This window comes from Corallococcus exercitus (assembly GCF_042231735.1).
Taxonomy (GTDB): domain Bacteria; phylum Myxococcota; class Myxococcia; order Myxococcales; family Myxococcaceae; genus Corallococcus; species Corallococcus exercitus_B.
Genome location: NZ_CP102577.1, coordinates 6,793,295 through 6,811,032 on the forward strand (window position 1 = coordinate 6,793,295; position 17,738 = coordinate 6,811,032).

The 17,738-nt window shown below is 69.8% G+C and carries 14 protein-coding genes; 3 read left to right on the forward strand and 11 right to left on the reverse strand.

The window, feature by feature from the left end:
- Positions 1-18: 18 nt before the first annotated feature.
- The 4 genes from NR792_RS27140 to NR792_RS27155 all read right to left on the reverse strand — a co-directional run bounded on the left by NR792_RS27140 (position 19) and on the right by NR792_RS27155 (position 2,845).
- Positions 19-579 (reverse strand): hypothetical protein, encoded by a 561-nt coding sequence (locus NR792_RS27140; RefSeq protein ID WP_375755599.1) that lies wholly within the window; start codon positions 577-579, stop codon positions 19-21.
- 2 nt (positions 580-581) lie between these two features.
- Positions 582-1,028, reverse strand: coding sequence for a bactofilin BacM (gene bacM / locus NR792_RS27145; RefSeq protein WP_014400844.1), 447 nt, complete (start codon positions 1,026-1,028; stop codon positions 582-584).
- A 3-nt stretch (positions 1,029-1,031) separates the two neighbouring features.
- Positions 1,032-1,937 (reverse strand): ParB/RepB/Spo0J family partition protein, encoded by a 906-nt coding sequence (locus NR792_RS27150; RefSeq protein ID WP_375755600.1) that lies wholly within the window; start codon positions 1,935-1,937, stop codon positions 1,032-1,034.
- Positions 1,938-2,053: 116 nt separating this feature from the next.
- Positions 2,054-2,845, reverse strand: a complete 792-nt coding sequence (locus tag NR792_RS27155) for a ParA family protein (protein WP_120556898.1) — start codon at positions 2,843-2,845, stop codon at positions 2,054-2,056.
- A gap of 4,238 nt (positions 2,846-7,083) precedes the next feature.
- Between NR792_RS27155 and NR792_RS27160 the strand changes: the two genes are divergently transcribed.
- Together NR792_RS27160 and NR792_RS27165 are read left to right on the forward strand one after the other, a co-directional pair.
- Complete coding sequence (locus tag NR792_RS27160; RefSeq protein ID WP_375755601.1) at positions 7,084-8,037, forward strand: oxidoreductase; 954 nt, start codon at positions 7,084-7,086, stop codon at positions 8,035-8,037.
- A 127-nt stretch (positions 8,038-8,164) separates the two neighbouring features.
- Positions 8,165-8,479: a hypothetical protein gene (locus NR792_RS27165; protein ID WP_375755602.1), complete on the forward strand. Its 315-nt coding sequence runs from the start codon at positions 8,165-8,167 to the stop codon at positions 8,477-8,479.
- A gap of 9 nt (positions 8,480-8,488) precedes the next feature.
- Here NR792_RS27165 and NR792_RS27170 read toward each other — a convergent pair whose 3' ends face one another.
- Entirely contained in the window at positions 8,489-9,451 is a 963-nt protein-coding gene (locus tag NR792_RS27170) for a helix-turn-helix transcriptional regulator (protein WP_375755603.1), read from the reverse strand.
- Positions 9,452-9,454: 3 nt separating this feature from the next.
- Here NR792_RS27170 and NR792_RS27175 point away from each other — a divergent pair, with 3 nt between their 5' ends.
- The gene (locus NR792_RS27175) at positions 9,455-9,763 is read left to right on the forward strand and encodes a hypothetical protein (protein WP_375755604.1); all 309 of its coding nucleotides are present in this window, start codon (positions 9,455-9,457) and stop codon (positions 9,761-9,763) included.
- Positions 9,764-9,769: 6 nt separating this feature from the next.
- Here the strand turns inward: NR792_RS27175 and rsmG are convergent, their stop codons facing one another.
- The 6 genes from rsmG to NR792_RS27205 form a co-directional block, all read right to left on the reverse strand.
- Entirely contained in the window at positions 9,770-10,423 is a 654-nt protein-coding gene (gene rsmG / locus NR792_RS27180) for a 16S rRNA (guanine(527)-N(7))-methyltransferase RsmG (RefSeq protein ID WP_375755605.1), read from the reverse strand.
- A 76-nt stretch (positions 10,424-10,499) separates the two neighbouring features.
- Positions 10,500-12,341, reverse strand: coding sequence for a tRNA uridine-5-carboxymethylaminomethyl(34) synthesis enzyme MnmG (gene mnmG, locus NR792_RS27185; protein ID WP_375755606.1), 1,842 nt, complete (start codon positions 12,339-12,341; stop codon positions 10,500-10,502).
- A 473-nt stretch (positions 12,342-12,814) separates the two neighbouring features.
- Positions 12,815-13,369: a hypothetical protein gene (locus NR792_RS27190; RefSeq protein WP_375755607.1), complete on the reverse strand. Its 555-nt coding sequence runs from the start codon at positions 13,367-13,369 to the stop codon at positions 12,815-12,817.
- Positions 13,370-13,498: 129 nt separating this feature from the next.
- On the reverse strand, positions 13,499-14,176 hold the full coding sequence (locus NR792_RS27195; RefSeq protein ID WP_375755608.1) for a glutathione S-transferase family protein: 678 nt from the start codon (positions 14,174-14,176) through the stop codon (positions 13,499-13,501).
- A gap of 37 nt (positions 14,177-14,213) precedes the next feature.
- Positions 14,214-14,675, reverse strand: coding sequence for a macro domain-containing protein (locus NR792_RS27200; RefSeq protein ID WP_375755609.1), 462 nt, complete (start codon positions 14,673-14,675; stop codon positions 14,214-14,216).
- Between the two features lie 12 nt (positions 14,676-14,687).
- Positions 14,688-17,510, reverse strand: coding sequence for a M16 family metallopeptidase (locus NR792_RS27205; RefSeq protein ID WP_375755610.1), 2,823 nt, complete (start codon positions 17,508-17,510; stop codon positions 14,688-14,690).
- Positions 17,511-17,738 lie beyond the last annotated feature (228 nt).

The following is a 17,738-nucleotide window of genomic DNA, read 5'->3' on the forward strand; positions in this document are numbered from 1 at the left end:
CGAGCCCCGGGGGGACCTTCAGCGGGGCGCGGCCTGGACCTGGATGGTACGGCAGGCCTCGGTGGCCAGGCGGACTTCCTCGGTGGAGGCGCCGGGCAGGCTGGCGCAGAGGAACAGGTCGTCCCCCACGCGCCGGGCGCCGAAGAACGCGGGCGCCTCCGGGCCCAGGCCGCCGTCCGCCAGGGAGGGGGCCATGGTCACGCGCAGCAGGGAGAAGGAAGGGGTGTCCTCTTCCTGGTCCAGCGACAGCGAGAACTGCTTCATCTGCTGACGGACGGTGTCCGCCAGCTTCTCCGAGGAGGGCATCTCTTCACCCTGCCCCGGCTTCAAGTCCACGCGCAGCGCCGGGCGGCCGGGAGGGCCCGCCTGGAAGCTGCCGTCGGTGGCCACCTGCGCGGACCAGCCCGGCGGCAGCGGCACCTTCACGCCCGAGCGCAGCCCCGCGTCCTCCGCCAGACCTTCGACGGACGGCTTCTTGTCCGAGCAGCCCTCGCAGCCGCCAAACAGGACGCCGAGCGAGACGAGCCCGAGGCCCAGGAGCCTCGGGGTCTTCCGCGCGCTGGACGCGAGAGGGCGCACCGTTACTTCTTCTCTCCGGGCGGGGGCGGGTTTCCGCCGCCCTTGCCGATGTTCTCCATCTTGAGGGAGCCCTCGAAGATGACGCCGCGGTCCATGGAGAGCGACGGCGTCTCCAGGTTGCCCTTCACGCGGCCCGGCTGCTTCAGCTCGATGAGCTGCGTGGCGCGCACGTTGCCTTCCACGGTGCCGTTGATGATGACGGTGCCGGCTTGAATCTCCGCCTGCACGCGGGCGCCGTCGCCAATGACGAGCACGTCCTTGGTGACAATCTGCCCGTTGAACTTGCCGTCGATTCGAACCTGACCCTCGAAGGTGAGCTTCCCCTCGAACTCGCTTCCCTTGCCCAGAAGCGTGTGAACCTCACCCGGACGCGTCGACACGAAATCCTCCTCCCGTTTGAACAGGGGCTTGCTGGGTGCTTCGTCTTTCTTCCCGCCAAGGAGCGCCACGCCCTACTCCTTCCTCAGAAGCTTCAACAGCCTGTCGAGGTCATCGTAGGAGAAGAAGTCGACTTCCAGGGTGCCTTTTCCCGGGCTTTTCTCCGACAGACGGACCTTTGTTCCCAACCGACGCTGCAGCTCCTCGGTGAGCGCCTTCACCTGCGGGCTCACCTTGGGGGCCGGCTTCCCCGCGTCCTTGCCACCCTTCGCGGACTTGCCCTGCTGCACCAGCCGCTCCGTGTCGCGCACGGACAGCTTCTTCTCCGTCACCTGCTTCGCCAGGTTCTGCAGCTCCGGCAGCCGGGGCACGCCGAGCAGCGCTCTCGCGTGGCCCATGCTCAGCGACCCGTCCGCCACCATGGCCTTCACGTCCGGGGGCAGGGCCAACAGGCGCAGCGCGTTCGCGACGGTGGAGCGCTCCTTGCCCACCTTCTGGGCCACCTGCTCCTGCGTGAGCTTGAACTCCTCCACCAGGCGCCGGTAACCGTCCGCCTCTTCAATGGGGTTCAGGTCCGCGCGCTGGAGGTTCTCCACCAGGGCGAGCTCGAAGGACTCGGCCTCCGTGACCTCGCGCACGATGGCGGGGATCTCCTTGAGGCCCGCCGCCTGGGACGCGCGCCAGCGGCGCTCGCCCGCGATGATGAGGTAGCCGTCGCCGCCCTTGTTCGGGTTCTTGCGGACGAGGATGGGCTGGAGCAGGCCCTGCGCCTTGATGGACTCGGTGAGCTCGTGGAGCTTCGTGTCGTCGAAGTGGCGGCGGGGCTGGAGCGGGTCGCGGTGGATGGACTCGATGGCCAGCTTGAGCACGCCGGCCTTCGGAGGCGCGGCGGGCGGCGGAGCGGCGGGGGCAGCCTGGGGGATGAGGGCGGAGAGGCCCCGGCCCAGGGCGCGCTTCTGGGTGTCTGCGGTCTTCTGCACGGTGGTTGGGAACTCCCGCGCCAGCGTGGGGCCGGCGCGCATGGGCCTTGAGTGCTTCACGGCGAACCGGGCACCCGGTCCCACCATTCACATCTCTCTATAAAGGAGGCGGCCGGTCAGGCGACCCGGCGCTTGGAGGGCTTGGGGGAGTCCCGGCGCATCAGCTCGCGGCCCAGGGCGAGGTAGCTCTCGCAGCCCTTCGACTTGATGTCATAGAGGATGATCGGCTTGCCGAAGGACGGGCACTCGGACAGGCGCACGTTGCGCGGCACGACCGCCTGGAAGACCTGGTCCTTGAAGTAGCCGCGCACCTCGTCGACGACCTGGTGGGCGATGTTCGCTCGCGCGTCGAACATGGTGAGCAGGATGCCCTCCATCTTCAGCGAGGGGTTGAGCCCCTGCTTGACCAGGTCGATGGTGTGCGTGAGCTGGGAGAGGCCCTCGAGCGCGTAGTACTCGCACTGGAGCGGGATGAGGACGGAGTCCGCGGACACCAGCGCGTTGAGCGTCAGCAGGCCGAGCGAGGGCGGACAGTCGATGATGATGTAGTCGTACTTGTCCTTGAGCGGCAGCAGGGCTTCGCGCAGGCGGAACTCGCGGCGCTCCTGGTTCACCAGCTCCACTTCCGCGCCGGTGAGGTCGGGCGTGGCGGGGATGACCTGGAGGAAGCGCAGCTCGGTGGGGTGGATGAGCTCGGAGGCGGGACGGCCGCCGAGGAGCGCGTCGTAGACGGTGCCGTTGAGGGAGTCGCGCTTGAGGCCCAGGCCGCTGCCCGCGTTGCCCTGGGGGTCCATGTCCACCAGCAGGGTGCGGCGCTCCGCGGACGCGAGGCTCGCGGCGAGGTTGATGGCGGTGGTGGTCTTACCCACGCCGCCCTTCTGGTTGGAGATGCAGATGATACGACCCACGTGGCCCATCCTCTCTCGCCCCGGCTGACGCCAGAGCCCCCACACTAGTCAGTGCCGGAGGTGCACTAGTTAGTGCTGATCAGGCAGCTAGCACGGGGTTCGAGGACGGATCAATTTCCCATCCGTGAGCAGGCGGATCCCGCTGCCCGGCCCCTCGCTCGGGGGCCTGTGGGTGGCCGGGAGGGGGTGGGAATGGGCGCGAAGGAGGGGGTCGGGGCGTGCCTGCCCGCCTGCTCTTGGCGGAGGTTTTCGGGCCGGCGGCGGGTGGTTGGTTTTTTCAGGGGGTCACGCGGGGTGAGTTCCGGATTCGGGCTCCGGAGGTTTCGCGGGTCCGCCGTTTCACGTGGAACGGGCGGGCCTCGCGGGTCCGTGATGCGGGCGGAGTTCACGTGGGCCGGTGGTTTGAGGATGCGGATCGCGGGTTCGCGTTGGGGTTTTCGGCGCCGGGTTCGGCCGGGGCGGAGCTGGCGCCGGCTCACGGACGGGGAGCCCACGCGTGCCCGTGCATCGGTTCCGGCGACTTCGGACCGGGGGTTCCGGATGCGCGGCCAAGGTGAACGCGTTGGCGCAGGTCCGGTTCGAGAATCCGGGCCGGTGGCGTGGAGGCCGCGCGAGCACTTCAGGTGCCCGCCCCGGATTCGGAACGGAGTCGTTCGGCGAACGGCCGACAACGGCGAGGTCCGCATCCGCGTTTCCTGGGCCTGACTTTCAACGTCGTGGCCTCATGAGGAGTGCCCCCACTACCGCGCATGGTCCCGTGACGGCATCCCCGCCAGCTTCATGGGGGGAGCCACCTGAGCGCGTGTGAGCTTCGCGCGGTTCGCGGCGCGCACCGGGCGGCTTCCGGTTCGCCGCGCCATCCGGATGCGCTTTCCCCGCTCCGAGCCTTCGCGGAACCGAAGTCGGCGTGCGCGATGCCGCGATGGCCAGAACCGCTGCGGCGTCATGTCGGCGCATGGTCCGCGGATTCGCATGGGCGATGGCCGCGCCCGTCGTTCCACGTGGAACGCGCATCGGCGAGGACGTGCGCCATCGCCCCGCATGCCGACTTCGTCTCGTGGGTTGGCGGTTCCTGAGCAGCACCTCACCGGCTGCGTGAACCACCGCGCATGCGCGGGCTCCATCGTCGCGGCTCGGGGTCCGGCCCAGCCGTGGATGCAACGGTGCGCTTCGCGGCGCCAACCGGACTGCATGGATGGACGGGCCTCCACATGGACCGGCGGCGAGGCTGACTGAATCCATCGGCCCGCCGGTGCCGGCTTCGGTCCGCGGAGCCACGCTTCATCAGGTCCGCGTCCATCACACGTGACGAAGCACCGCGTTCGGTCCGGCGCCTCACGGAAGTAGCGGGGTCATAGAGATGCGGTGGGCCCTGGCATGGGTGGCCGGAAGTTCCACGTGGAACACGCGCCACACCGCCGCGCGCATCACGCCGCGAAGAACACCCCTGTGCCCATCGCGAACCAGGTCCGCCGAAGCGATCTGCTGAAGACGCGTCGTCTCTCGCCCATCAACGCTCACGCGGACGCCCTGGTGCGCACGGGAGGTCCGCTGCTTCCCCCACCGGAGGCAGCGCAGCGAAGGCGAGGCGTTCCACATGACCGACCCGACGGCGGCGCGGATGCGCTTCGTGGACCGGGGCAGTTGAGGGCGCTCCATCCACTCAGGGCGTTCCACGTGGAACACGCTCACGCATGGGTCGGCGCGCGATGAAGCGACGGCTCTTCTTCTGGAGTGGTCTCAGTTCCTGCCAACGCGAGCACTCAATGCGGCGCCGGTCCTTCAGCCGGCGTGGGCCCGACCAGCTCACGCATCGATGGGCGCGAAGCGACGGCTCTTCATCTGGAGTGGCTCCAGTTCCTCCCATCGCGCGCACTCGAAGTGGCGGGCCCGACCAGCTCATGCATCGGTGGGCTCTCGATGAAGCGTCGGCCCTTCATCCGGAGTGGTCCCAGCGCCTTCCATCGCGAGCACTCAATGCGGCGACGGTCCTTCAGCCGACATGGGCCCGACCAGCTCATGCATCGGTGGGCTCACGAAGAAGCGTCGGCCCTTCATTTGAAGTGGTCCCAGTTCCTGCCATCACGAGCCTCCATTCGGCGCCGAGCATTCAGCCGATGTGGCCCGACCAGCTCATGCATCGATGGGCTCACGATGAAGCGTCGGCCCTTCATCTGGAGTGGTCCCAGTTCCTGCCATCGGGCGCACCCGATGCGTGACGCTCCTTCAGCCGACGTAGGCCCGACCACCCTCAGCGCGGGGACACGGCAGGACGTTCCACGTGGAACACGCTGACGCCATCGCGAGCATCCACTGCGATGACGGTCCGTGAGTTGGCGCGGCCCATCCAGAACGGACGGATGGAGCCGCAGCAGACGTTCCACGTGGAACACGCTCACGGCATCGCGGCCGCGAGGCACCTCGCGCGACCGTGACGACTCAAGCCACGGATCCGGTGCAGGACGTGCCCCATGAAACGCGCTCAAGTCGTTGCGACCACGCGCTTCGAAAGAACGGGCAGCACTTCATGGGAACGGCCCCACCAGCGGACCGAGCCCCAAGCGGACGTTCCACGTGGAACATGAGGGCGCCTCTTCATCGCCATGCTCGTTGAAGGCACCGCACCCGAAGGAACTCGCGCGCTCCTTCAAGCACCACGAACCGCAAGAGCATGAGGTTCCACGTGGAACATGCTCACGCGCTTCCAGCCCCTCCATGTGAAGCAGCGGCCCCGTCTTCTCATGAGCCATGCCCACTGAAGGCTGCGCAGTTCCAGCATGCCCACCACATGGAACACGCGTGCGCTGACCCCACCAGCTTCACGCGAGAGCACATGCCCACGCCCTCATGGGCCACGCGCTCAAGATGGATCCCACAATGCAGGACGTTCCACGTGGAACATGCCCACGCTTCACACGACCACGGCACGCGGAACGGTCAGGGCTTGTTGTCGAAGTGCTCACCCTCCGCGACGCATCAGGCGCAGGGCGTTCCACGTGGAACACCGTCGAAGCCGCGTCCACGACGCAGGTGCTTCGCATACCGGTTGGGGAAGAAGCAGTCAGCCTGGCGCTCCCTTCCACCTGTTCCGGTCCTCATCCGCACGCAGCAACTCGCGCTACGACCGGAACATGGATCCGCTCCCTGAAGGTCCGGCCACAGGTGCGGTGAGTGCCTGATGCGCAGTCCTTCATGAGGTCCCCTGGTCACCTTCCAGGAACGCTTCCATCACGCCGGCCCTCACGCTGACGGCCGGAGTCCGAGCAACCAGGGCAGCCCCTTCTTGAAGCGTGTTCCACGTGGAACATGCGGGACCGCATGGGCACCAGGTCCCCTGCCCTGCGCTCCATCAAGCGCTTCACGCCGGGCACTTCCAACATCACGGCGAACAGCCAGGTGCCGCTCCACTTGCTCACGGGTTCTTCAACCCAGGCGCACGTGCGCCCCCAAAGTCGGCCGTGTTCCACGTGGAACACCGTTCGACCGGGCGGCCCTTGCTCCCCATGGTGGCCGGTTCTTCAACACCACTTTCCCCCATCGGATCCGGTGCGCGGGCTTCAGGCCGCCACGCGTGCACATGGTTTGGAGGTGTGGCGTGAAACGCGCTGCGATGCGCGTGCCCGGGCATGCGACTCCGGCCGCTGCTGATGCCTGCACAACGAGACGAACCCGGTCCCTCTCGCTCCCCCAGTCCCGAACCTTCAAGGTCTGCGTGTTCCACGTGGAACATGGCCATCCACATGCGCCAGCAACACGGGGCTTCCTGACGGGGTGGCACCGGATGGGAGCGCGGGGATCCATCACCACCGCGTCTGCTTCACGCATCCGCCGCTGCCGGGTGGTTCCCATCGCGGCGTGTCCCCTCCCCCGCCATCTGCGCTCCACATCGTGGACTCCACCGTGGATGTTCCACGTGGAACGTGGAGTCACCCGCTCATCCTCCTGACCTGGGATTGGGTCCCGGACCGCATGCGCTTCGCTTCATCCGTCGGCTGCGCTTGAAGCCCCGTTCCACGTGGAACACGCGCTGCCGCGGACCTGCTTCAGCGTGACCCGGCGGATCGCTGGAGCACGCCGGGGCCGGCACGTGGAACATCGAGGCCCTGCCCGTCCCGGTAGAAGCGCACCACCGAGTCCATGCGCCACCCTCCCCTTCCGGGACCTTCATCCGGGTGGCGCCACACATAGGATGAATTGACGCTCTTTTCGCGCGGGGCCCAGGCCTGCACCTTGCGCCCATGACCACGAAACAGCAGCCCCTGAACTCCGGCTTCGGCGCGACCACCACGACTCGCGAGGTGCTGGGCAACACCCGACTGGATGGCACGGTCGCCATCGTGACCGGTGGCTACGCGGGCATCGGACTGGAGACCACCCGCGCGCTCCAGGCCGCCGGTGCCACCGTCATCGTTCCCGCCCGGACTCCCGACAAGGCCCGCGCCGCGCTCGCCGGTTGGGAGCGCGTGGAGCTGGAGCCGCTGGACCTCATGGATCCGGCCTCCATCGACGCGTTCGCCTCGCGCTTCCTCGCGTCCGGCCGGCCCCTGCACCTGCTCATCAACAACGCGGGCGTCATGGCCAGTCCGCTCAGCCGTGACGCGCGCGGGTTCGAATCCCAGCTCGCCACCAACCACCTGGGCCACTTCCAGCTCACCGCCCGGCTCTGGCCCGCGCTGAAGCAGGCGAACGGCGCGCGCGTGGTGTGCCTGTCGTCACGCGGCCACTTCTTCTCCGACGTCGACTTCGAGGACCCGAACTTCCACCAGCGCCCCTACGACAAGTGGGTCGCCTACGGGCAGTCGAAGACCGCGAACATCCTCTTCGCCGTCGGGCTCGATGCGCGCGGCGAGGCCCACCGCGTGCGCGCGTTCGCCGTGCACCCCGGCGGCATCCTGACGGAGCTGGTCCGGTCCATGTCCGAGGAAGAGGTCCGCGCCTCCATCGAGAACTCCCACAAGATGGAGCCGCTGAAGACCCCGGAGCAGGGCGCGGCGACCACCGTGTGGTGCGCGACCAGCCGCCAGCTCGAGGGCATGGGCGGCGTGTACTGCGAGAACGTCGACATCGCCCCGGTCGCGCCTGCGGAGTCCACCGTCCGGCGCGGCGTGAAGGCCTGGGCCGTGGATCCGCAGCGGGCCGACCGGCTGTGGACCGCGAGCGAGGCGTGGACCGGCGTTCGCTTCACCCCGTGATGCGCGGCGCGCGATGTAACCGGGATTTTCGCCGCCACGTACCCGCTCCGTCTTGAACGAGGCGGTGTTCGAACCCCTGTCGAACACCGTCCCCTCGCCCCGGCTGGGGCATGACTGGAGCCATCCCATGATGAAGCTGAAGAAGAGCCTGCGGTTCGCGTTCGCGCTCGCGGTGACGACCCTCGCCGTCGGCTGCGGTCCCGAGGGGGACATGGCGGACGAGGCGGCCATGCAGGAACAGGTCGTCGCGACCGAGGCCCCCGCGGACCTCGCCACGGCCGAGCAGGAGCTCACCGTCTACCGTTGGGTCAGCACGACCAACCCCTGCAAGATCCCCATGAACGTCTACTCGGCGTGCGTCGCGCGGGGCTATGACGGCGGATCCGCCAGCCAGTGTGGCAAGACCGGGACGACGCTCATCCAGTGCTACGTCCGGACCTGATCAGGTGACTCACGGCCGCGGAAACAGCTTCCGCGCGCGCTCCAGATTCAGGCCGGGACGCGGTGCATAGAAGGACACGCGCAGCTCCCGGCCGGCCGGCTCCGAGTACGTGAGCGTGACGTTCTCGAACTCGATGGGCCCCAGCTCCGGAAGCAGGATGACCTTCAACATGGAGGGGGTCTCCACCACGTCGTGCTCGCTCCAGAGGCGCGCGAACTCCGGGCTCGCGGCCTGGAGCTGTGCCACCAGCGCGTCGAACTCGGAGCGGTCCGCGGCCCTCGCGGCGTCCAGCCGGAACCCCGCCACGGCCCGGCGCACCGCGGCCTCCCACGAGGGCATGCTCGCGCGCCGGTCCGGATTCATGAACAACGCCCACAGCGCGTTGCGCCCCTCCGGCGCGGGCCGTGACAGGTCCGGGTAGAGGACCGTCGCCGGTGCGTTCCACGCGATGATGTCCCAGCGTCGCGTGGAGACCAGCGCTGGAAAGGGATGCGTGTCGAGCAGCCGTTGAAGCGCGTCGCTCACCGAATCCGGTGCGCTCACGGCCCTGGGCGCGGGCCGGCCGTGCGCCAGTTCGAAGAGGTGCAGGCGCTCCGTCGGCGTCAGGCGGAGCGCGACCACCAGGCGCTCCAGCAACGGCTCCGAGACGTGGATGTCCCTCCCCTGCTCCAGCCACGTGTACCAACTGACGCCCACGTCGGCGAGGCGTGCCAGTTCCTCACGGCGCAGTCCCGGTGTCCGCCGCCGAGAACCGGAGGGGAGTCCCACGTCCTCCGGCCGCAAGCGCTCACGGCGGCTGCGAAGGAAGCGCGCGAGCTCTGCGCGCCCGGGGCTGCGGGAGGAGTCCGTCACGCGGCGGGATGTAACCCGGATTTTCGTCCCCGCGTACCCGCTCCGTCTGAAACGCGGCGCGGTTCGAACCCCTGTCGAACACCGCGCCCCATCGCCCCGGACGGGGCACCCTGGAGCCATCCCATGATGAAGAAGAGCCTGCGTTTCGCGTTCGCGCTCGCCGTGACGTCCCTCGCCGTTGGCTGCGGTCCCGAGGAGGAGATGATCAACGAGGCCTCTGCCCAGGACCCGGTCGTCGCGACCGAGGCTCCCGCCGACCTTGCCACCGCCGAGCAGGAGCTCACCACCTACGTCTGGGTCGGTACGGGCAACACCTGCAAGGGCATGTTCAACATCAATTCGATGTGCCTCGCGCGGGGCTACGACGGTGGATCCACCAGCAGGTGTGGCAAGTTCGGCAACCTGGAGATCCAGTGCTACATCCGGTCCTGATCCGCCCTACCCCTTCGTGAACACGGCGACCTGGCGCTCGGCGCCGGAGAACGGGAGCCGGTACGCCCGGGCGGACACCACGCGCAGGTGGCGCTCCGCCGCGCGGGCCTGAAGCTCCGCGTCCGTCTGCGCCTTGCCCAGCATCGCCACCACGCGCCCGCCCTCCTCCACGTACGCGGGCGCCAGGTTCAGCCAGTCCGGCAGGTCCATGAACGCGCGCGCGATGAGCACCTGCGCGCGCGGAATCCCTTCCGTCTCCGGCTTTCCTTCCGCTCGCGCGTGCAGTCCGCGCACGCCGGTGAGCCCCAGGCTGGCGGCGGCGGCCTTGATGAACGCGATCTTCTTGCCCACCGTGTCCACCAGCGTCACGCCCAGGCCCGGGAGCGCCAGCCGGAGCGGCAGCCCCGGGAAGCCCGCGCCCGCGCCCAGGTCCAGGAGCGACGTCGCGCCCGTCACCTCCGGCAGCACCGCCAGCGAGTCCAGGAAGTGCTTCTCCAGCACCTCCTCCGGCGCGGTGATGGCCGTGAGGTTCACCTTCGCGTTCCACTTCAGGAGCTCCGCCATCAGCCGCTGGAGCTGGGGCCCCACGTCCGGCCCCACCGTCACGCCCAACGCACTGCATCCGGCTGCCAGCTGATCTGCGAACCGCGCGTTATCCACAACACCTCCACCCCGAAGGGCCCTTCAAGTCCCTGGAATCATTCAGGGGAAATCCATCCCCAGAATTGTCCACACGTTATCCACAGCCCTGTTCCTGATCACTTGACGGCGCCTGCCCGCGCTTGAGCGCGACCAGGAGCAGCGACACCGCGGCCGGCGTCAGCCCCGGAATCCGCCGCGCCTGCCCCACCGTCCCGGGCCGGTGCGCGGACAACTTCTCCACCGCCTCCGTACTCAGCCCGCGCACGTCCGTGAAGCGAAACGCGTCCGGGATGCGCCAGCGGTCGGAGGCCTCGGCCTCGCGCGCCGCCGCCCGGGCGGCCTGGGCGATATAGCCCTCGTACTTCACCTCCACCTCCACCTCCTCCGCGACGTCGGAGGTGAGGGGCGGGAAGTCCTCGCGCCCTTCGGAGAGCTGCGCGTACGTCACCTCCGGGCGCTTGAGCCGCATCGCCAGGCCGGTGCGCTTGAGCCGCGCCACCTCCGCCGTCACCGCGTGGGCCCGCGCCTCGGCGCGCTCCAGGGCCTCCTTCGGCAGGAGCCCCACGCGGTGGCCGTGACGCGCGAGCCGCAGGTCCGCGTTGCCCTCGCGCAAGCGGAGCCGGTGCTCGGAGCGGCTGGTGAACATGCGGAACGGTTCGTCCACGCCCTTGGTGACCAGGTCGTCCACGAGCACCGCGCCGTGCGCTTCGTCCCGCCCCACGACGAGCGGCGGCTCACCCTTCACCTGGAGCGCCGCCTGGATGCCGGCCCACAGGCCCTGGAAGGCGGCCTCCTCGTAGCCGGAGGTGCCGTTGAGCTGGCCCGCGAAGTACAGGCCCGCGACGGCCTTCGTCTCCAGCGTGGGGTGCAGCTGCGTGGGCGGCGCGTAGTCGTACTCCACCGCGTAGCCGTAGCGGACCACCTCCACGCGGGACAGGCCGGGGATGGTGCGCAGGAAGTCCAGCTGCACGTCCGCGGGCATGCTGGTGGACAGGCCCGCCGGATACACGAGCGGCGACGTGGGGCCCTCGGGTTCGAGGAACACCTGGTGCCGTTCGCGCGCGGCGAAGCGCACCACCTTGTCCTCCAGCGACGGGCAGTACCGGGGCCCCCGCCCCACGATGTCCCCCTGGAACAGCGGGGAGCGGTGCAGGTTGTCTCGCAACAGCCGGTGCGTCGCCTCCGTCGTCGCGGTGAGGCCACACATCACGGCGGGCTGCCGCGGGAACGGCAGGCCCTCTTCCATCCGCGTGCGCCAGGAGAACGGCCGCACACTGGTGTCCCCCGGCTGCGGCGTGACGGCGTCCCAGTCGATGCTGTCCCGGGACAGGCGCGCGGGCGTGCCCGTCTTGAAGCGGCCCAGCGTGAAGCCCAGCGCGTGCAGCGACTCCGACAGGCCGCGCGCGGCTTCGTCTCCCAGGCGGCCGCCGACCTCCTTCTGCTCGCCCACGTGCATGAGCGCGCGCAGGAAGGTGCCGGTGGTGAGGAGCACCGCGCGGGCCACCACCTGCGTGCCGTCCCCCAGCACGACTCCCTTCACCCTCCCCTCTTCCGCGACGACGGCGGCCACTTCGCCCTCGCGCACGGTGAGGTTGGCTTGCGTGAAGAGGACGGCCTGCATGCCGGCGGCGTAGGCGTCGCGGTCGCAGAGGACGCGGGTGGCCTGCACGGCGGGGCCCTTGGAGGGATTGAGCGTCTTGACGTGCGTGCCCGCGAGGTCCGCCGCGCGCCCCATCTGGCCACCGAGCGCGTCCAGTTCGCGCACCAGGTGGCCCTTGGCGGTGCCCCCCACGGCGGGGTTGCAGCTCATCACGGCGGCGCGCTCGCGCTTGAGCGTCACGCCCAGGGTGGACAGGCCCATGCGCGCGCACGCGAGCGCCGCCTCGCAGCCCGCGTGGCCCAGCCCCACCACGACGATGTCGTATCGGAGTTCCATCGCGTCCCGGGGGGTATCACGCCCGGACGTGTCCGTGGCAAGCCGGGGCAGGGGGACGCTGTCCACCCGGCTGGCTCCTCCCCTGCCTGGGCCATGGCCCAATCACAGACATGCCCGGGAGTTCGGGAGCACGCGAGGCGGACGGTGGGAGGGGTAACAACGCCGCCCGCCTCGCGCGCACCAGTCATCGTGGATCCGTCAAAGGCGCGCCGGACACACCGGTGGCGTCTCTGGCCCTCGACGGCGATGGCATCCATGGGACCTGCCCGCACGAGTCCCCCGGCCCTCGTGCCTTCACATGGCGTCGCACACACGGGAGCCAGACCTGCCCGTGCGGTGAGGGCGCATGGGATTTCGGACTCGAACCAGCGAGGCCGGCGGACCTCCCGTGTGCGCGACGGGGAAGGGTATAGCGGGGGGGTCTGACATTCCGGGTTCCGGGCCCTTTCACCGGGGCCCGGAACCGCGCGGCGTCAGCGGGTCTGGAGGGGCTTCGCCGTGGGGCAGTGCACGTTGTCCGGGCAGCGCCCCTCGGACTTCGGGATGCACGTGCCGCAGCAGTCCATCTCCTCCGGCCCGCACGAGGGGACGCACGCACCGCACTGCACCTCACCGCCGCAGCCGTCGTCCGCGGTGCCGCACTTCAGCCCCAGCGAGGAGCACGTCGCGCGCTGACAGACGCAGCGGTCGTCCACGCAGGACTCGTTGGGTTTGCACCCGGGAGTGCAGGTGCTCAACGGACCCGAGGCGTCCTTCTTCGGCTCGACGGGCACGGGCGGCGCCACGCAGCGGCCGTCCTTGCACGTGCCGGCCTGACAGTCGCCGCAGTCGATGAAGCCGCCACAGCCATCCGGCGTCCGGCCACAGGCCACCATCGCCTGCGAGCACGTGGCCGGCGCGCAGCCATCCGGCGCCACGTTGTCCCGCGACGCGCGCACGGCGCCGCCACCGCTCGGCGTGCACGCGCCCCACAGTCCCAATGCCAGACACAGTCCGGCCCACCGGCCCAGGCTCCGCACCGCTTCCATGTCTTCCACTCCCCGGGCGCCCGGAAGGGGCCATACCGGCCGGCCCGGGAGCCTCGAACGGCCCCATCATGTGCACGTCCGGCGCGGATGTCCGGGTCCATGCGAGGGGGCAGGGGAGGGGAGGGTGCTTCAGCGCTGGATGAGGCCGCGAGCGCTCTCGATGCGCTGCGCGGCGGTCCGCGCGTCCTCCTGCTTGCGCGGCGTGGGCACGTCCAGTCCGCGCTGCGAGGCAGGACGATTCTCGATGGCGGCCAGCCACCGCTGCACCCCGGGCAGGCCGTCCAGGGACACGCCGGCCCAGTCGTGCGAGCGCACCCACGCCCAGTTCGCGATGTCCGCGATGCTGTAGTCCCCGGCCAGGTACTCGTGGTCCTTCAGCCGGCTCTCCAGCACGGTGTAGAGGCGGCGCGTCTCGTTCTGGTACCGGTCGATGGCGGGCTGGAGCTTCTCCGGGAAGTAGCGGAAGAAGACGTTGGCCTGCCCCTGCATGGGGCCCACGCCGGCCATCTGGAACATCAGCCACTGGATGACGCGCGAGCGGCCCTTCGCGTCCGTGGGCATCAGCCGGCCCGTCTTCTCCGCCAGGTAGAGGAGGATGGCGCCGGACTCGAAGACGGCGAAGTCCCCCTCCGCGCGGTCCACGATGGCGGGGATGCGGCCGTTGGGGTTGATGGCCAGGAACGCGGGCTGCTTCTGCACGCCGGTGGAGATGTCCAGCGGATGCACGGTGTACGGCAGCGCCAGCTCCTCCAGCGCCACGGACACCTTGAAGCCGTTCGGCGTGCCCCACGTGTACAGGTCGATCATGTCACCCTCGCTTCGCGTGTGAAGAGGTGCGCTCCGTCTAACGGCGGAAGCGCACCACGCGCACGTCGAAAGCGGGGGCGTCCCCCAGGGCCTCGCGCATCAGCTCCAGCGCGCGGTCCTCGTTGAAGCTCCCGGAGCCCGCGCCGATGATGGGGAACGCCACGGAGCGAAAAGCGTGCTCCTCCGCGCGCTCCAGCGCGTGCCGCACCGAGTCCTGGATGGACCGCGCGGACGCACGCCAGAGCAGGTTGATGCCCGCGACGTGGATGATGCCCTTGAACGGAAGGCGCCCCGCGCCGGTCACCACCGCCGAGCCCAGGGGCATGGGCCCCGCGCGCGCCAGCTCCCGGAACGGGGCCGTGCCGCCCCGGCGCTTGATGGCCCCGGACACCCCCTGGGGCAACAGCAGCCACCAGGGGATGATGTTCCGGTTCCACGCATTGACGATGGCGTCCACCGGCTGGTCCAGCAGGTCGCCTTCCACCAGTCGCACTGGCATGCGCCGCGGACTCTAGTGGGCCGCCGCCGGAGCCGGAACCGGGGCCTGCTGCTTGGACGCGCCCGCGAAGTCACCCGCGCGCACGACGGTGGCCTTGCTGAAGTCCAGGTGCCTGGACAGGGCCTTGCGCACGTCCTCGGCGGTCAGCTTCTGGAGCTTCGCCTCCACGGCCGCGTCGAACGCGAGCGTGCGCCCGAAGTACAGGCCGTTGGACAGCTGCCGCGCCAGGTTGCCGTCCTGCGCGCGAGCGGACTGGCGGTACTCCAGGAGGCCCGCGCGCGCCTTGTCCAGCTCCTGCGGCGTGAAGCCCTTCTGCACCGCGCGAGTCACTTCCTCACGCATGGCGGCCTCCAGCTTCTGCGCGTTCTGCGGCGCGTGGATGGCGTAGGTGAGGAACCAGCCCACGGTGTCCAGCTCCTCGGCGGAAAGGCTGCTGCCCACGCCATAGGACAGGCCGTCCTGCTGGCGCACGCGCGTGGCCAGCCGCGAGTTGAGGAAGCCGCCGCCCAGCAGGAAGTTGCCCATCATCATGCCGGGCCAGTCCGCGTCGTCGTCGCGAATTTGGATCAGCTGTCCCGCGAGGAAGTACGCGTTGGCCTTGTCCGGTGTCTCCAGCGTGACGGACTTCGGGGCCACGGGCTGGTACGTCCGGGCCACGCGCGCGTACGGGGCCGGGCTCTTCCAGCCGTCGAGCAGGGTGCCCGTGAGCGAGGTGATCTCCTTCGCGTCGAAGTCCCCCACCACCGCGAGCTCCCCGCGCGAGGCGCCGTAGAACTGGCGGTGGAAGTCGCGCGCCTGCTCCAGCGTGACGGCCTTCGCGTCGGCCAGGCGCTCGTCCAGGGTGGGCACGTAGAGCGGGTGGCCCTTGGGGTAGTGCGCGCTCAGCACGCGCCAGAACGCGATGGAGCCCTGGGGCTGCGGCTCGCTGCGCTGCGACTCCAGCGACGCCAGCCGCTCCTGCTTGAGGAGCGCGAACTCCTTCGCGTCGAAGGCGGGCTCGCGCAGCACCTCGGAGACGAGCTTGAGGACCTCCGGGAGGCTCGCGCGCGGGCACTCGATGGAGACGCTGGCGCCCAGCGCCCCGCCGTCCACGCCCACGCGGGCCTTGAGCTTGTCGAACGCGTCGTAGAGCTGCTGGCGGGTGTGCTTCTTCGTGCCGCGCATCAGCATGCTGCCGGCGTAGGAGGCGGCGGGCAGCTTGCCGTTCACGGCCTCCGCGGTGCCCCAGTGCAGGTCCAGCGTGAGGTTGACCATCTCCCCGCGCGTCTTCTTGGGCAGCAGCGCGTACTTCACGCCGGAGGCCAGCTCCCCGCGCTGCACGCGCGACTCGATGTTGGCGGGGGAGGGGTCGAAGGCCTCGCCCTGGGCCACGGGCGCCTTGCCCTGGTAGCCGTCCACCATCTTCGCCACGTCCACCGGGGGCGGCAGCTCCGAGCGGTCCGGCTTGGGCGTGGGCAGGAAGGTGCCCAGGGTGCGGTTGGAGGCCTTGAGGTACGTGGCGGCCACGCGGGTGACGTCCGCGGGCGTGACGGACTCGACGCGGTCGCGGTGCAGGAAGAGCAGGCGCCAGTCGCCCACGGCGGCCCACTCGGACAGGAGGATGGCGGCGCGCTCGGAGTTGTTGAGCAAGAGCTCCGTCTGCTTCGCGAGGCTGGTCTTCGCGCGGTTCACCTCCTCGTCGGTGAAGGGCGTCTTGGAGGCCTCCTCCACGGTCTTGAGCAGCCCCTCGCGCACGGGGGCCAGGGGCTGGTCCTGGCGGGCCTCCGCGCTGAAGCTGATGACGCCCGGGTCGCGCAGCTGGAAGTTGAACGCGCCGGCACGCGCGGCCTTCTTCGTCTCCACGAGCGCCTTGTAGAGGCGGCCCGACGGCACGTCGCCCATGACCTCGGTGAGCACGTCGAGGGCGGCGAAGTCGGGGTGGGCCCCTTCCGGCACGTGGTAGACGCTGGAGAGCAATTGATTGTCGCCCACGCGGCGCAGCGTCACTTCACGCTCGCCGTCCTGGGTGGGCTCCTGGGTGTACGTGAGGGGCACGGGCTCCCTGGGCTTCTGGAGCTTGCCGAAGGTGGACTGCACGAGCGCCAGGGCCTTCTCCGGCTGGAAGCGGCCGGCGATGACGAGCGTCGCGTTGTCGGGGCGGTAGTAGCGCCGGTAGAAGGCCTGGAGCCGGTCGATGGGGACGTGCTCCAGGTCCGCCTTCGCGCCGATGGTGGCCTTGCCGTAGTTGTGCCAGAGGTACGCGGCGCTCATGGTGCGCTTGAAGAGGATGCCGCGCGGGTCGTTCTCGCCGGACTCGAACTCGTTGCGCACGACGGTCATCTCGCTGTCGAGGTCCTTCTGCGCGATGAAGCTGTGGACCATGCGGTCCGCCTCGAAGGCGAGCGCCCAGGACAGGTTGTCGTCCGACGCGGGCAGGGTCTCGTAGTAGTTCGTGCGGTCCAGCCAGGTGGTGCCGTTGGGACGCGCGCCGCGCTCGGTGAGGGCCTGGGGCACGTTGGGGGTGGTGGGCGTGCCCTTGAACATCAGGTGTTCGAGCAGGTGCGCCATGCCCGTCTCGCCGTAGCCTTCGTGCTTGCTGCCCACGAGGTAGGTGACGTTGACGGTGACGGTGGCCTTGGTGGGGTCCGGGAAGAGCAGGACGCGCAGGCCATTGGGCAGGCGGTACTCGGTGATGCCCTCCACGCTCGCGACGGGGGTCAGGGAGGCAGGCTTCGCGGAAGCGCGCGCGGTTGAGGAGGCAGCGGGCTTCGGAAGGGGAGCCGGGGCCAGGGCCCACACGGGCGGGGACGCCAGGAGCAGGGCGCCCAGCAGGGCGAGCGGGGTACGACGCGTCATGCGGTCCTCGGGTGCGAAGGAGTGGGCACGGGACTTCTAACCGCGCCACCGGGTCCTCCCATCCCGAGATTCCCCAGCCCTCCGGGCAGGCGTCCACGGAGGAGGGCCGGGTGGACCGTGGCAGGTCCTGTCCCGCGCTTCCAACCTCACGGGTTGTTAGCTATCCTGGCGCGGATCCGAACCGGAGGTCGAGTGGAATGCCATGTCAGGACAGGGTGGTAGGGGTGC